Below are 14,459 nucleotides of genomic sequence, written 5' to 3' on the forward strand. Positions count from 1 at the left end.
ATGCAGCCGGGAGCAGAGTCGCTGACGGTACTGATCGCCGAGGATGGCGCGGCCGATCGGTTGCTGCTCTCGAGCATCGTCCGGCGCCAGGGACACGGGGTGCTGACCGCCAGTAATGGCGCCGAAGCCGTGGCCTTGTTCGAGTCGCGGCGGCCACAGCTGGTGCTGATGGACGCGATGATGCCGGTGATGGACGGCTTCGAGGCGGCACGGCGGATCAAGGTGCTGGCCGGCGAGGCGCTGGTACCGATCATTTTCCTGACCTCCATGACCGAAGTCGATGGGCTGGTGCGTTGCCTGGAGGCCGGCGGCGACGACTTTCTGGAAAAGCCCTACAACCAGGTGATCCTCGGTGCCAAGATCAAGGCCATGGACCGTCTCAGGCGCCTGCAGGACACCGTCCTGCAACAGCGCGACCTGATTGCCCGGCACCATGACTACCTGCTCAACGAACAGCGGGTGGCCAAGGCGGTGTTTGACAAGGTGGCCCACGCCGGCTGTCTGAACGCACCGAATATCCGCTACCTGCAATCCCCTTATGCGCTGTTCAACGGCGACCTGTTGTTGGCGGCCTACACCCCAGCCGGCGATATGCATGTGCTGCTCGGCGACTTCACTGGCCATGGCCTGCCGGCGGCGGTCGGCGCGATGCCGCTGGCGGAAGTGTTCTACGGCATGACCGCCAAGGGCTATGGACTGCCGGAAACCCTGCGGGAGATGAATGCCAAGCTCAAGCGCATCCTGCCGGTGGACATGTTCTGTTGCGCCACCTTTGTCTGCTTGAGCCCGCAGCGTCAGGTGGTGGAAGTGTGGAATGGCGGCATGCCGGACGGTTACCTGCATCGGTTGGCCACGGGAGAACGCCAGCCGCTGGTGGCCCAGCACCTGCCCCTGGGAGTGCTGGGCGCCGAGCTGTTCGATCATCGTACCGACGTCTACCCGATGGCCCACGGGGACCGGGTGTTCCTGCTCTCCGACGGGGTGATCGATACCTGTAACGGCGAAGAGCAGCTATTTGGCGTGGAGCGTCTGCAAGAGGTTTTCGCGGCCAATCGGGAGCCGGATCGCCTGTTCGAAGATATCCAGGCGGCCTTGCTGCGTTTCCGCGGCGAGGCCCGTGACGATGTGAGCATGGTCCAGGTCAGCCTGCCGGCACCGACGCGGCAGTTGCCGAACGCCATGATCTATTCCGACAGCGGTGAATCCTGCCCGCTGGACTGGTCGGTAAGTTTTGAGTTTCGCGCGGCCAGCCTCAAGCGTTTCAATCCGTTGCCATACATGTTGCAACTGCTGATGGAGGTGCATGGCTTGCGCACGCAGAGCGGCGCGCTCTACAGCGTTCTCGCCGAGCTCTACTCCAATGCCCTGGAACATGGAGTGCTCGGCCTGGATTCGAGTCTCAAGCGCGATGTGAAGGGATTTGCGCAATACTATGAACAACGCAATCGGCGTCTGCTCGAACTGGAGGAAGGCTTCGTGCGGGTGCGCCTGCAGGTGATCCCGCAGGGGGAGGGCGGTCGATTGAGCATACAGGTTGATGACAGTGGCAATGGTTTTGACGTAACGAAGGTGATGGAGCGCCCCGTCGCGGTCGACCGGCTGTCCGGGCGCGGTGTCGGGCTGGTGCGCCAGCTTGGTCGCAACGCCTGCTGGTCGGATAACGGACGCAGTGCCCACGTGGAGTTTTCGTGGGAGGCTCAGGCATAATTCGCAGGTCAGGAGCAGGGAGCGATCAAGTGGACAACGATATGGAGCATCTGGATCGCGATGCACTCAGTGCATTGCAGGACATCATGGAGGATGAGTATCCGCTGTTGCTGGATACCTTTCTCGAAGATTCGAGAAAACGCCTGGGGCAGTTGCATCAGGCGAGCAATGCCGTGGACCTCGGAGCCGCGGCCCATAGTTTCAAGGGCAGCAGCAGTAACATGGGGGCGCTGCGCCTGGCCGAGCTTTGCCGGCAACTGGAGCAGCTTGCCGGGCAATTGCCGCTGGTGGGTGTCGAAGAACTGATCAATCAGATCGACCATGAATACGAACTGGTGCGGCGCTATTACGAAACCGAGCGCGAGCGCTTTCCGGTCCGGCCTTAGCCGCGCGAGTCACGGGCCGCCATGGCTGCATCCGACCCGTCCGGGTGGATGTGGCCCGAACCTTGCTAATGCTCCTTGTACTGTACTTACGACCCCTGTGCAGCGGAGACCGTATAATGTCACTCGTCCCTAATTCGCTCCTCCAGGCCAACGCTGCCGTCAAGCCGCAGGCGGACCTCGTGCCTCCCGCGCCGACCGCTGTCGCGCAGCCCAAGGACAATGCTTTCAGCTTTGCGCAGGTCTACCAGAACACCCAGAGCAATCCGCCCAAGGTCGCCTTCAATCCGGCTAAACCCTTGGCGGACAAGGCCCCGGCGCTGTCGTCGAAGCCGGACGCGCCAGCCAGCAACGCCAACAACACCAACAACCAGGATGCCGCCGCGCAGTCGCCGGTTGCCGGTAGCGGCAAATCCTTGCCTGCCGACAATACGACCAAGGTGGACGGCAAGACCGCATCCGCCGATGACAAGGGCGCCTCTGACAAGACCGCGACCGATGGCGCGACGGCCTCGACCGATACCTCGAAGTCCGATGACAAGAGCGCTTCCAGCGCTGACCCCAGCACCACGACCGATACCCCGGTCGTCGTGGTGACGCCGGACCCGACCGTCGATCCGACCCTGCTCCAGGCTGCCGCGACTCCGCCGACCCCGGTTGCCACCGCGGTGGCGGTTGATCCGGCCGTGGTCCAGGCACCGTTGGCGGCTGCGGTCAGCGCCGCGGCCACGCCGGCTACCGCGACGACAGCGCCGAGCAAGGGTGATGATTTCGATCCGAGTGCCGACCCGCTGGACAACCTGCCGGCGGTACGCCTGGCCATGGAGCAGGGCGGTCACGTATCGAGCAGCAGCCAGGCCTCGACGAAAACCAGCGACAACGCCAATGCCAGTGATTCGACCCTGGCGCAGAGCCAGGCGAATAACGTCGTGACGATGCTCGATCAGAAGACCGATCCCGGCAGCAGCGACCAGGGTGGCGACAAATCCTTCAAGACCCTGATTGATGACGGTCTCAAGGATATCAAGAGTGCCTCCAGCGATACCCGGGTCGACGACTTCGCCAATCGCCTGGCGGCCCTGACCCAGGCGGCCACGCCCAAGTCCGCGAATGCCCTGCCGGTCAACCAGCCGTTGGCGATGCACCAGAGCGGCTGGAGCGAGGAAGTGGTCAATCGGGTCATGTACCTCTCCAGCACCAATCTCAAGTCGGCGGAAATCCAGTTGCAGCCAGCCGAACTGGGGCGCCTGGATATCAAGGTGAACATGTCGGCCGACCAGCCGACGCAGATCAGCTTTATCAGTGCCCATGCCGGGGTGCGCGATGCACTCGAAGGCAACATGCCGCGCCTGCGCGACATGCTGCAACAGCAGGGCCTGGGTCAGGCCGACGTCACGGTTTCCGACCAGGCCCGTGGCTGGGCCGGCCAGGGCCAGGGCGCACAGCAGCAACAGCAGCAGGCGCACAGAGGTAGCGGCAGTGGCGGTAGCCTCAGTGGCGACAGCGAGGATGATCTGTCGGTTGCCGCGGTCAGCGAAGCGGCTGCCGCCAGCACCAGCGTGGTGGTGGGGTCCAGCGCGGTCGACTATTACGCCTGATCCTGGAGCTTTCGGTCGGCATCCATTTTTCAGGTGCGCACGGTACTGTAGGAGTATGGCTTGCCAGCGAAGCTTTTGGCGGTCTCAGGGCCTCTTCGCGGCGTTGCGGCGTCCCGACAAGCCCTGCTCCTACAGGTTTCGCGGTATTTCGAAGACTCTATTTGCCTTGTGCCCGATCTGGCATAACACTTGCTCCAGCCTTGCCGTGCGACTATGAAAAATCGAATAGTGACGGATTATTGGCATGGCGAAGAGCGAAGCAGCGGTAAAAGAACCCGGCAGTAAAAGCAAACTCAAGCTGATCATCGTCATCGTGCTGGGCGTGCTGCTGGCCGTCGGCCTGTCGGTGGGCGCGACCTGGTACTTCATGCACAGTGCCCAGAGCAAACCGGCGCCGGCGCCGGTCGAAGCCGCCACCAGCGGCAAGCAGCCGGCGATCTTCGAACCGATGGCCCCGGCCTTTGTCACCAACTTCAAGGATGCCAGCGGCCGCCAGCGCTACATGCAGGTGAGCATCACCCTGCTGGCACGCAACCAGGCCGACCTGGATGCCCTCAAGGTGCACATGCCGGTGATCCGCAACAACCTGGTGATGCTGTTCTCCGGACAGACCTACGAAACCCTCGCCACCCCGGTCGGCCAGGAACTGCTGCGCCAGAAAGCCACTGCCAGCGTGCAGGAAGTGGCGCAGAAGGAAGTCGGCAAAGTAGTGGTTGAACAGTTGCTCTTCACTAACTACGTACTGCAGTAGGATCACGACATGGCCGTGCAGGATCTGCTGTCCCAGGATGAGATCGACGCCCTGTTGCATGGCGTCGATGATGGTCTGGTACAGACCGAAACCGCTGCCGAGCCCGGCAGTGTCAAAAGCTACGACCTGACCAGCCAGGATCGCATCGTCCGTGGACGCATGCCGACCCTGGAGATGATCAACGAGCGTTTCGCCCGCTACACCCGTATCAGCATGTTCAACATGCTGCGGCGCTCCGCCGATGTGGCGGTCGGCGGCGTGCAGGTGATGAAGTTCGGTGAATACGTACACTCGCTCTATGTTCCCACCAGCCTCAACCTGGTGAAGATCAAGCCGCTGCGTGGCACCGCCCTGTTCATCCTCGATGCCAAGCTGGTGTTCAAGCTGGTGGACAACTTTTTCGGCGGCGATGGCCGCCACGCCAAGATCGAAGGCCGTGAATTCACCCCCACCGAACTGCGGGTGGTGCGCATGGTGCTGGAGCAGGCATTCATCGACCTCAAGGAAGCCTGGCAGGCGATCATGGAAGTCAATTTCGAGTACATCAACTCGGAAGTGAACCCGGCCATGGCCAACATTGTCGGGCCCAGCGAGGCGGTGGTGGTTTCGACCTTCCATATCGAACTCGACGGCGGTGGCGGCGACCTGCACGTGACCATGCCGTACTCGATGATCGAGCCGGTGCGGGAAATGCTCGATGCCGGTTTCCAGTCGGACCTGGACGACCAGGACGAACGCTGGGTCAAGGCCCTGCGCGAAGACGTGCTCGATGTGGCCGTGCCGCTCAGTGCCACGGTCGCCCGTCGCCAGTTGCGCCTGCGCGACATCCTGCACATGCAGCCGGGGGATGTGATTCCGGTGGAACTGCCGGAAGAGATGGTGATGCGCGCCAACGGCGTGCCGTCGTTCAAGGTCAAGCTCGGTTCCCACAAGGGCAACCTGGCGCTGCAAGTGATTGAGGCGATCGGACGCCGCTAGGGCGTCGATCAGGAATGCGCTGTGTCAACTGAATTTCTGCTTGCCGAGGACAACTGATGGCTAATGATAACGATATGACTTCCGCCGACGACCAGGCCCTGGCCGACGAATGGGCGGCTGCCCTGGAAGAAACCGGTGATGCCGGCCAGTCCGATATCGATGCCTTGCTGGCGGCCGACTCCGGCAATTCGTCGAGCGGCAGTCGCCTGCCCATGGAAGAGTTCGGCAGTGTGCCGAAGAACAACGACCCGGTGACCCTCGACGGTCCGAACCTGGAAGTGATCCTCGATATTCCGGTGTCGATTTCCATGGAAGTCGGCAGCACCGATATCAACATCCGCAACCTGCTGCAATTGAACCAGGGTTCGGTGATCGAGCTCGATCGCCTGGCCGGCGAGCCCCTGGATGTGTTGGTCAATGGCACCCTGATTGCCCATGGCGAGGTGGTGGTGGTCAACGAGAAGTTCGGTATCCGTCTGACCGACGTGATCAGCCCGAGCGAACGCATCAAGAAGCTGCGCTGAATGAACAGGCTTCCCTGCATCCTACTGCTGTCGCCGCTCAGTGCCTGGGCGGCGGAACCCCTGGCTACCGCAGCGGCAGCCACGCCGAGCGCGCCCGGCAGCATGGCCGGGCAACTGACGCAGCTGGTGCTCGGGTTGCTGCTGGTGCTGGGGATCATCTTTGTCCTCGCCTGGCTGTTGCGCCGTGTACAACAGGTCGGCCCGGGGGCCAAGGGGCGGCAGGTGATCGAACTGATCGGCTCGCGCGCCCTCGGCCCGCGTGATCGCCTGGTGTTGGTGCAGGTCGGCAACGAGCAGATCCTGCTCGGGCTGACGCCCGGCACCATCACCCCGTTGCATGTGCTCAAGGAACCGGTCCAGGTACCGAGCGGCGAGCAGGCCACGCCTGAATTCGCTCAACGCCTGATGGAATTGCTGGGTAAGGATAAGAAGTGATGGGCGTTTTGCGGTTTGTCTTGACGTTGGCCTTGCTGCTGGCGGCGCCTCTGGCGCTGGCGGCCGATCCATTGTCGATCCCGGCGATCACCCTCGGTACCGGAGCCAGCGGCCAGCAGGAATATTCGGTCAACCTGCAAATCCTGCTGATCATGACGGCGCTGAGTTTTATCCCGGCGTTCGTCATGCTGATGACCAGCTTCACCCGGATCATCATTGTCTTCTCGATCCTGCGTCAGGCCCTGGGGCTGCAATCGACGCCGTCGAACCAGATCCTCACCGGCATGGCATTGTTCCTGACCATGTTCATCATGGCGCCGGTCTTCGACAAGGTAAACCATGATGCCCTGCAACCGTATCTGGCAGAGAAGATGACGGCCCAGGATGCGGTGCTCAAGGCTGAGGGGCCGATCAAGGACTTCATGCTGGCACAGATCCGCAGTAGTGACCTGGAACTGTTCATGCGCCTGTCCAAGCGTACCGATATCGCCACGCCCGACCAGGCGCCGCTGACCATTATCGTGCCGGCCTTCGTGACCTCTGAGTTGAAGACCGCCTTCCAGATCGGTTTCATGATCTTCATTCCCTTCCTGATCATCGACCTGGTGGTGGCCAGTGTGCTGATGGCCATGGGTATGATGATGCTGTCGCCGCTGATTATTTCCCTGCCGTTCAAGATCATGCTGTTCGTGCTGGTGGATGGCTGGGCACTGATCATCGGTACCCTGGCCGGCAGTTTTGGCGGTGTCTAGAGCGAGTGATGTGCAATGACTCCTGAAGTCGCAGTCGACATATTTCGCGATGCCCTCTGGCTGACCATCGTGATGGTCACGGTGCTGGTGATCCCGAGCCTGCTGGTGGGCCTGCTGGTGGCAATGTTCCAGGCCGCCACCCAGATCAACGAACAGACCCTGAGCTTCCTGCCGCGCCTGTTGGTGATGCTGATCACCCTGATCGTCGGCGGTCCCTGGATGGTGCAGAAGTTCATGGAGTACATCCTGTCGCTGTACGGTAGCATTCCACAGGTCATCGGTTGACATGTCGCTGCTTGCGCTGACCGATACGCAGATCAGCAGTTGGGTCGCGAGTTTCATGCTGCCGATGTTCCGGGTCGGCGCGGTGATCATGACCATGCCGATCTTCGGGACCACGCTGGTGCCAAGGCGAATCCGCATGTATTTCATCCTGGCGATCACCGTGGTCATCACCCCCGGCCTGCCGCCAATGCCCGAAGTGCATCCTCTGGATCTGAGCGGGCTGCTGCTGGTCGCCGAGCAGATCATCTTCGGAGCCTTGCTGGGGCTCTCCCTACAACTGTTTTTCCAGGCCTTCGTGGTGGCCGGGCAGATTGTTGCGGTGCAGATGGGTATGAGCTTCGCCTCCATGGTCGATCCGGTCAACGGTGTCTCGACGGCGGTGATCGGGCAGTTTTTCACCATGCTGGTGACGCTGATGTTCCTGGCCATGAACGGCCATCTGGTGGTCCTTGAAGTGCTGACCGAGAGTTTCACCACCTTTCCGGTGGGCAGCGGGCTGTCGACCACGGGCTTCTGGATAATTTCCGGCAAGCTCGGCTGGGTACTCGGGGCGGCGCTGGTGTTGGTGCTGCCGGCGATCACCGCGTTGCTGGTGGTGAACATTGCGTTTGGCATCATGACCCGCGCCGCGCCGCAGTTGAACATTTTCTCTATTGGTTTTCCGCTGATCCTGGTACTGGGGATGTTCATCCTCTGGGTCTGCCTGGCGGACATTTTCAACCAGTATCAACCGCTGGCCGTCGAGGCTCTGCAGTTCTTACGCGAATTGGCACGGGCGCGCTGAGCCATGGCAGAGAGCGAGAGCGGTCAGGACAAGACAGAAGACCCCACGGAAAAAAAGAAAAGGGACGCCCGTGAGAAGGGTGAGGTTGCCCGTTCCAAGGAGCTCAATACCTTTGCCGTGATGATGGCCGGTGCCGGGGCCTTGCTGGTGTTCGGTGGTGCCCTGGCGCAAAACCTGGCCGAGTTGATGCGGTTGAACTTCAGCCTGACGCGTGAAGTGGTGGTCGACCAGCGCTACATGGCGATTTTCCTGCTGCATTCGGGGGAAATGGCGATCTGGGCAGTGCAGCCGATCCTGCTCACTATTCTGTTTGCGGCCTTCGTCGGGCCGATTTCCCTGGGGGGCTGGTTGTTCTCCGCCAGCAGTCTGGCGCCGAAGTTCAGTCGGATGAACCCTTTGCCGGGGATCAAGCGGATGGTCTCGATCAAAGCCCTGATGGAACTGCTCAAGGCCATCGGCAAATTTGTCATCGTCCTGTTCGTCGGCCTGTCGGTGCTGTCTTCGGATATCGACGATCTGGTGCGCATTGCCCATGAACCGCTGGAGTTGGCGATCATTCACAGCCTGCAGGTGGTGGGCTGGAGCACCTTGTGGATGTCCCTGGGGCTGTTGATCATTGCTGCGGTGGATGTGCCGGTGCAGCTCTACGAAGCGCACCAGCGGCTGCTGATGACCAAGCAGGAAGTGCGCGACGAGCACAAGGACCAGGAAGGGCGGCCGGAGGTCAAGCAGCGGATTCGCCAGTTGCAGCGCGAAATGTCGCAGCGGCGGATGATGGCGGCGATTCCCGAGGCGGATGTGGTGATCACCAACCCGACCCACTATGCCGTAGCGCTCAAATACGACGCGGAGAAGGGCGGGGCGCCGGTGTTGCTGGCCAAGGGTAGCGATTTCCTGGCTTTGAAAATTCGCGAGATCGCCGTCGAACACGAGATCATGCTGCTGGAGTCGCCGGCCCTGGCGCGATCGATCTACTACTCCACCGAGTTGGATCAGGAGATTCCGGCGGGCCTGTACCTGGCAGTGGCGCAGGTGCTGGCGTACGTCTTCCAGATCCGCCAGTACCGCGCCGGCAAGGGCAAGCGCCCGGATCCACTGAAGGGCGACCTGCCGATTCCGCCGGACCTGCGCCGCGACTCCTGATGCGATTGAACGAAGACTGAGGTCGTGCGCGGATAATATCTGGAAGCCTCTGGTCGTGGTCGCGCTAGGCGATAGCCTGGTGACGGAGGAGGGCGTCCCGTCTAGGCTTGGAATCCATAGACAACAGGATGACCTTCCTGCATTCCGGCCACGACGATGCGCCGGGCTGCGTCCTGTACCGTCAGTGCCCAGTACTCCCTTTGCGGGCTCTCGATGAAACCGAAGCCGCCGACCTCCGGATCCGGGAGGCCCTTGGCGACAATGCGCCCAAAAATACCATCCGAAACGGTTGGCGTAGTGCTGTCGCATTGTTCGAACTGGTCATATGCTGGTTCCTCTTCGCAAGAGCTGTTTGCGCTGGATTGTGTGCCGGTGGTGTCCAGCCTTCTCATCCTTGTCCGTGAAATCGGTTATTGCCGATACGGCACGCTGCCGGGCGCCGACGATCGATGGTGCAGGCACTCTGTTGTTCAAGGTCGAGGGAGTTCATCGGGCGTTAAAATTCAGACTTGGCTACTGTCAGAAATGACAGTTTTTTATACCAAGTTGCACTGAGTGATCTTGTGTGTTGATTTATTTTTGAATAAATATCTGGCTGGGTATGATTACTTCTGCACTCGGTGACAATGATTTTTTTCAGGCTTCGCGGCGATGACTCTCGAGGGCGACCAACGGCAATGCTTTTAATACAAACCTGTCATTTCTGACAGTAGACCGCGTTCGCTTGTCTGGCGTCCTATGGGGCGCTGGACATTTCATTCTTCTCAGGGATGACGACTAAAAGAGCGAACGATCATGAGCGACAATCAATATGAGCACCTGGCAGGAATGGGCTTGGTCTTTGTATCGGGTAGGCTGGAGGATAAGCCTGAAAACGGTGCGATCGGCTATTCGATCACCTTCAGGTTGTTACTGGATTTCGAACGTTTCAAAAAAGCCGCCAACGCCTATGTTCCGGATTACCTGGACTCGCCGATCAATGCCATTCGCCCTGAGTTGGCTGGCCTGGCTTACCATTATTCGTACAATTACTTTCTCGGCAATGCCGGGCATATTCATTCATTCGAACAACTCTGCAGGGTGTTCAGTAGTGCCGACGATTATATGAGCGAGTGGTCTGGCAACGACTTGTCGAGGCGCTATGGCAAAGCGCTTTTCGAATTTTTCGACAATGATGTATTTATCACGGTCAGTCAGGACTTTCGTTGGACGGATCGCAAGCGCCGGATCGTGATTGCCGATTTGCCATTAACCGAGTTTTCCTGGGCGCTCAATATCATGCAGGGGCACGAGCGACTTGTGCGTGCGCCAACACGTATCGTCGTCCTGGGGTATTTTCATGGAGACACGGTCAAGGTCGAGGGCGTGCAGATGCATCGCGGGATCTTGTACCTCGAAGGCAGTGATCTGCAGTTCGGCAAGCTGACCGTGAATGACATCAAGGTTGCCCAGTGAAGACTCCGCCCGCGCTCAAGGATGAGCGAGCTGTTGCAGCGGACCCGCTCACCACTCATTTAAACCGCATCGGCAGAGTTGGAAGGCTTCTTGCAGAGGCAGGCTTATGGCGCCTGTGGCGTCAAAAGTTTGCTTCAAGGTGACGAGGAATACCGGTGGATCGCTCTCAACTTCTCAACTCGGCGCGCAGCAACCTGAGCAGCCTCGGCCGGGGCAACCTCGGTGTGCCGGTGCTGCTGTTGGTCATGCTGGCGATGATGATGTTGCCAGTGCCGGCGTTCCTGCTGGATGTGTTCTTCACCTTCAACATCGCCCTGTCGATCGTGGTCCTGCTGGTCTGCGTCTATGCCCTGCGGCCGCTGGACTTCGCGGTGTTCCCGACCATCCTGCTGATCGCCACGCTGTTGCGCCTGGCGTTGAACGTGGCCTCGACCCGGGTGGTGATGCTCCACGGCCAGGAAGGCCACGCCGCGGCCGGCAAGGTGATCCAGGCCTTCGGCGAGGTGGTGATCGGCGGCAACTATGTGGTCGGTATCGTCGTCTTCGCTATCTTGATGATCATCAACTTCGTCGTGGTCACCAAGGGTGCCGGGCGGATTTCCGAAGTAAGCGCGCGTTTCACCCTCGATGCGATGCCCGGCAAGCAGATGGCGATCGACGCCGACCTCAACGCCGGCCTGATCGATCAGCCACAGGCCAAGCTGCGGCGCCTGGAAGTCGCCCAGGAAGCCGAGTTCTACGGTTCCATGGACGGTGCCAGTAAATTCGTCCGCGGTGACGCCGTCGCCGGCCTGCTGATTCTGTTCATCAATCTGATCGGCGGCATGGCGGTCGGGATCTTCCAGCACCATATGAGTTTTGCCGACGCCGGCAAGGTCTACGCCTTGCTGACCATCGGTGACGGTTTGGTGGCGCAATTGCCATCACTGTTGTTATCCACAGCGGCGGCGATCATGGTGACCCGGGCTTCCGGCTCGGAAGACATGGGCAAGCAGATCAGCCGGCAGATGTTCGCTTCGCCCAAGGCCCTCGGTGTCGCCGCCGGCCTGATGGCGGTGATGGGCCTGGTCCCGGGCATGCCGCACGTTTCCTTTATCAGCCTGGCCGCGGTTGCCGGCGGCATGGCTTATATGGTCTGGAAAAAACAGAATGTCGCCAAGGTCCAGGCCCTGGCCGAAGTCCAGCGCCAGCAGGAACTGCTGCCGTCGCCGGCGCGGGCCATGGAAACCAAGGAGTTGGGCTGGGACGACGTGAGCCCCATCGACATGATCGGCCTGGAAGTCGGTTATCGCCTGATTCCGCTGGTCGACCGCAACCAGGGTGGGCAGTTGCTGGCGCGGATCAAGGGGGTGCGCAAGAAGCTTTCCCAGGACCTGGGCTTCCTGATGCCCACTGTGCATATTCGTGACAACCTCGACCTGGCGCCCAGTGCCTACCGCCTGACCCTGATGGGCGTGACCCTGGCCGAAGCCGAGATTTACCCGGATCGCGAACTGGCGATCAATCCGGGTCAGGTCTACGGTCCGCTCAACGGGATTACCGCCAAGGACCCGGCCTTCGGCCTGGAGGCGGTCTGGATCGAGGTCAGCCAGCGTTCCCAGGCGCAGTCCCTGGGGTACACCGTGGTCGACGCCAGCACCGTGGTGGCGACGCACCTCAACCAGATTCTCTACAAGCACTCCAGCGAGCTGATCGGCCACGAGGAAGTCCAGCAACTCATGCAATTGCTGGCCAAGGGCTCGCCCAAGCTGGCCGAGGAGCTGGTGCCGGGGATCATTTCCCTGTCGCATCTGCTCAAGGTGCTGCAAGCGCTGCTCGCCGAACATGTGCCGGTCCGCGACATCCGCAGCATTGCCGAAGCGATCGCAAACAATGCCACCAAGAGTCAAGATACTGCCGCTATGGTTGCCGCGGTTCGCGTCGGATTGTCCCGCGCAATCGTCCAAAGCATTGTGGGGCTTGAGTCCGAGCTGCCTGTGATCACCTTGGAGCCAAGGTTGGAACAGATATTGCTCAATAGTCTGCAGAAGGCCGGACAAGGCTCGGAAGAAGGCGTTCTTCTGGAGCCGAGCATGGCCGAGAAACTCCAGCGTTCGCTGATCGACGCCGCCCAGCGCCAGGAAATGCAAGGGCAGCCGGTGATCCTGCTGGTAGCTGGACCGGTTCGCGCGATGCTTTCGCGGTTTGGGCGACTGGCGGTACCAAGTCTGCACGTCTTGGCCTACCAGGAAATTCCGGACAACAAGCAAGTGACCATCGTTGCGACAGTAGGGCCCAACGGCTGAGGTAGTGGGTTATGCAAGTTAAGCGTTTTTTCGCCGCCGATATGCGTCAGGCCATGAAGCTCGTTCGTGACGAGCTCGGTTCGGACGCGGCCATTATCGGCAACCGCCGGATTGCGGGCGGTGTCGAGCTGACGGCTGCCCTGGACTACAAGCTCTCGGCGCTGTCGCCACGGGTGCCGAACATGGAGCTCGAAGACGAGCTGCGCAAGACCCAGTCGCGTATTGTCACCGCCCAGGCCGAACTGAGCCTGCGCAGCGACGGCGATAGCGACCCCACGACCAATCGCCAACTGTTCGCCGGTCTGCCGCTGACCGCCGCCGAGCCGCTGATCGAGCCGACCTTCGACGAGCCGCGACGCCCGGCGCCAGCACCGGTGGTGCATGCCCCGGCGGTGGATCAGCGGGTGTTCGACTCGATGCGTTCGGAGCTCAACGGCCTGCGCGAGCTGCTGGAAGTCCAGCTTGGCTCCCTGGCCTGGAACCAGTTACAGGGCCGCCAGCCACAACAGGCCAACCTCTGGCGCCGTCTGCAGCGCATCGGCCTGTCCGGGCCGCTGTCGCGTGACCTGCTCGAGCTGGTTACCGAGATCAACGAGCCGCGCCAGGCCTGGCGCATGTTGTTGGCGCACCTGGCGCGGATGATCGTCACGCCCGAGATCGAGCCGCTGGAAGAAGGCGGTGTGATTGCCATGGTCGGTCCTGCCGGCATGGGCAAGACCACCACGCTGGCCAAGCTGGCGGCCCGCTACGTGCTCAAGTACGGCGCGCAGAACATCGCGCTGGTGAGCATGGACAGCTTCCGCATCGGCGCCCAGGAGCAGCTCAAGACCCTGGGGCGGATCCTCAACGTCTCGGTGACCCATGTCGACCCGGGCCAGTCCCTGGCGCAGGCCCTCGATCCGCTGTTGCGCAAGCGCGTGGTGCTGATCGATACCGCCGGTCTGCAGGCCAGCGACCCGGCTTTGCGCATGCAACTGGAAAGCCTCGCCGGACGCGGGATCAAGGCGAAGAATTATCTGGTCCTGGCCACCACCAGCCAGAAACAGGTACTGACCGCCGCTTACCACAGCTACAAGCGCTGCGGGCTGGCCGGTTGCATCCTGACTAAACTTGATGAAACGGCGAGCCTCGGCGAAGTGCTGAGCCTGGCCATCAGTCATGAATTGCCAGTGGCCTATCTGACCGACGGGCCACGCATTCCGGACGACCTGCACCTGCCGCGCCGGCATCAACTGGTGTCCAGGGCGGTCAGTGTGCAGATGCAGGAAGAACCCAGCGAGGAGGCCATGGCCGATATGTTCGCTGATATCTACCACAGCCCGTCGAAGCGGGTGGGCTGAGATGAGTATGAAGACGTTGCAAATTACCTACATCGATGG

15 protein-coding genes are annotated in these 14,459 nt (G+C 61.1%); 14 read left to right on the forward strand and 1 reads right to left on the reverse strand.

What is annotated here, in order from left to right; all coding sequences use genetic code 11:
- The 11 genes from M5B96_RS24370 (at position 1) to flhB (ending at position 9,340) form a co-directional block, all read left to right on the forward strand.
- Positions 1–1,707 carry a SpoIIE family protein phosphatase gene (locus tag M5B96_RS24370; protein WP_248799547.1) on the forward strand — a complete coding sequence of 569 codons (1,707 nt, stop codon included), beginning with the start codon at positions 1–3 and terminating at the stop codon, positions 1,705–1,707.
- 41 nt (positions 1,708–1,748) lie between these two features.
- Positions 1,749–2,093, forward strand: coding sequence for an Hpt domain-containing protein (locus M5B96_RS24375; RefSeq protein WP_248799644.1), 345 nt, complete (start codon positions 1,749–1,751; stop codon positions 2,091–2,093).
- A gap of 116 nt (positions 2,094–2,209) precedes the next feature.
- The gene (locus M5B96_RS24380) at positions 2,210–3,688 is read left to right on the forward strand and encodes a flagellar hook-length control protein FliK (protein ID WP_248799548.1); all 1,479 of its coding nucleotides are present in this window, start codon (positions 2,210–2,212) and stop codon (positions 3,686–3,688) included.
- A gap of 244 nt (positions 3,689–3,932) precedes the next feature.
- Entirely contained in the window at positions 3,933–4,439 is a 507-nt protein-coding gene (gene fliL / locus M5B96_RS24385; RefSeq protein WP_248799549.1) for a flagellar basal body-associated protein FliL, read from the forward strand.
- A gap of 9 nt (positions 4,440–4,448) precedes the next feature.
- Positions 4,449–5,417, forward strand: coding sequence for a flagellar motor switch protein FliM (gene fliM / locus M5B96_RS24390; protein WP_103495952.1), 969 nt, complete (start codon positions 4,449–4,451; stop codon positions 5,415–5,417).
- Positions 5,418–5,473: 56 nt separating this feature from the next.
- Positions 5,474–5,941 carry a flagellar motor switch protein FliN gene (fliN, locus tag M5B96_RS24395; RefSeq protein ID WP_248799550.1) on the forward strand — a complete coding sequence of 156 codons (468 nt, stop codon included), beginning with the start codon at positions 5,474–5,476 and terminating at the stop codon, positions 5,939–5,941.
- Positions 5,942–6,376, forward strand: a complete 435-nt coding sequence (gene fliO, locus M5B96_RS24400) for a flagellar biosynthetic protein FliO (protein ID WP_248799551.1) — start codon at positions 5,942–5,944, stop codon at positions 6,374–6,376.
- A complete protein-coding gene (fliP, locus tag M5B96_RS24405; protein WP_248799552.1) occupies positions 6,376–7,128 on the forward strand; it encodes a flagellar type III secretion system pore protein FliP in 753 nt (250 codons plus the stop codon). Before fliO ends, fliP begins: the two co-directional genes overlap by 1 nt.
- 15 nt (positions 7,129–7,143) lie before the next feature.
- Complete coding sequence (fliQ, locus tag M5B96_RS24410) at positions 7,144–7,413, forward strand: flagellar biosynthesis protein FliQ (protein WP_248799553.1); 270 nt, start codon at positions 7,144–7,146, stop codon at positions 7,411–7,413.
- Between the two features lies 1 nt (position 7,414).
- Positions 7,415–8,197, forward strand: a complete 783-nt coding sequence (gene fliR, locus M5B96_RS24415) for a flagellar biosynthetic protein FliR (protein ID WP_248799554.1) — start codon at positions 7,415–7,417, stop codon at positions 8,195–8,197.
- A 3-nt stretch (positions 8,198–8,200) separates the two neighbouring features.
- Positions 8,201–9,340 (forward strand): flagellar biosynthesis protein FlhB, encoded by a 1,140-nt coding sequence (gene flhB / locus M5B96_RS24420; RefSeq protein WP_248799555.1) that lies wholly within the window; start codon positions 8,201–8,203, stop codon positions 9,338–9,340.
- A gap of 101 nt (positions 9,341–9,441) precedes the next feature.
- Here flhB and M5B96_RS24425 read toward each other — a convergent pair whose 3' ends face one another.
- Entirely contained in the window at positions 9,442–9,732 is a 291-nt protein-coding gene (locus M5B96_RS24425; RefSeq protein WP_248799556.1) for a hypothetical protein, read from the reverse strand.
- A gap of 403 nt (positions 9,733–10,135) precedes the next feature.
- Between M5B96_RS24425 and M5B96_RS24430 the strand changes: the two genes are divergently transcribed.
- From M5B96_RS24430 to flhF, 3 genes are all read left to right on the forward strand, one after another.
- Complete coding sequence (locus M5B96_RS24430) at positions 10,136–10,795, forward strand: hypothetical protein (RefSeq protein ID WP_248799557.1); 660 nt, start codon at positions 10,136–10,138, stop codon at positions 10,793–10,795.
- 155 nt (positions 10,796–10,950) lie between these two features.
- Entirely contained in the window at positions 10,951–13,080 is a 2,130-nt protein-coding gene (gene flhA / locus M5B96_RS24435) for a flagellar biosynthesis protein FlhA (RefSeq protein WP_248799558.1), read from the forward strand.
- A gap of 11 nt (positions 13,081–13,091) precedes the next feature.
- A complete protein-coding gene (gene flhF / locus M5B96_RS24440) occupies positions 13,092–14,420 on the forward strand; it encodes a flagellar biosynthesis protein FlhF (protein ID WP_248799559.1) in 1,329 nt (442 codons plus the stop codon).
- Positions 14,421–14,459: the final 39 nt, after the last annotated feature.

Source organism: Pseudomonas sp. MWU13-2105, assembly GCF_023242315.1.
Lineage (GTDB): Bacteria > Pseudomonadota > Gammaproteobacteria > Pseudomonadales > Pseudomonadaceae > Aquipseudomonas.